The organism is Photorhabdus antumapuensis, from assembly GCF_020387775.1.
GTDB lineage: Bacteria > Pseudomonadota > Gammaproteobacteria > Enterobacterales > Enterobacteriaceae > Photorhabdus > Photorhabdus antumapuensis.
The window spans coordinates 20,245-20,996 of sequence record NZ_JAHZMK010000063.1 but is presented as its reverse complement, the minus strand read 5'-3'; the positions used below and the strand labels follow the sequence as shown (position 1 = coordinate 20,996).

Below are 752 nucleotides of genomic sequence, written 5' to 3'. Positions count from 1 at the left end.
TTTTGAGGATTTTGTTGCTACGCAGATGCTTAAAGGTTCTCGGTTGCCAAAGAATACCGAGACATTTGATTTTTATGATAAGAAAACTGGGATAGCTACCAGTGTTAAAACATTGGATACACGTACAAACGCGAAGGTAAAAGATCCCAAACAGATATACAAATCAATGAAAAAGAACATTGATGTGGTAGTTAACTTTAAAGAAGCGGGAAAGGGTGAAAATATAATTACGTCGAGTATGATATCACAACGTGAAGTGCGTATCGCCGTTCCAAAGGCTACAACCCCTGAGCAGTGGGAGCAGATTAATCGTGCAATTGCTTATGGTGCGGACAAGAATGTAAACGTTAAAATTACAGTGGTGAAGTAATGAACACAGATTTTGATCAAGGACTGAATGCAAGTGCCAAATTTAATGGTGATTTTTACTCTGTCAAAACTTATTCTGGCTATCGTCTGCTTCGAGCTGATCCTCAAGGTCACGAACATGTTCTTTCTCCCGATGTAACTGAAAGCCAATTGGGTAGTGCCGTTTTAGATTCACTTTCTAAAAGTCGGTTGGTTGATCCTGATGATGATTTTTTCGATAACGAAAGGGCAGCAGAGCGATATAAAGAGTGGATTGAGCATTTAATGAAAGTTTACAACTACCGTTCAAAACGTCAACTATTTAAGAAGATGAACAGTTGTAATATTCAGTTGTTAGATGGTGTGATAACTATTAAACCTTCTGGTCATGAAAAACTTGAGCT

General features: G+C 38.0%; 2 protein-coding genes. Both read left to right on the top strand.

Features of this window, described 5'->3' with window-relative positions:
• Positions 1 to 370, top strand: a 370-nt coding sequence (locus KZ793_RS20845) for an endonuclease toxin domain-containing protein (protein ID WP_225817062.1), incomplete at its 5' end; no start/stop codon positions are given.
• Positions 370 to 752 (top strand): contact-dependent growth inhibition system immunity protein (locus tag KZ793_RS20840; RefSeq protein ID WP_225817061.1); only part of this gene is annotated, 383 nt, incomplete at its 3' end. The genes KZ793_RS20845 and KZ793_RS20840, both read left to right, overlap by 1 nt.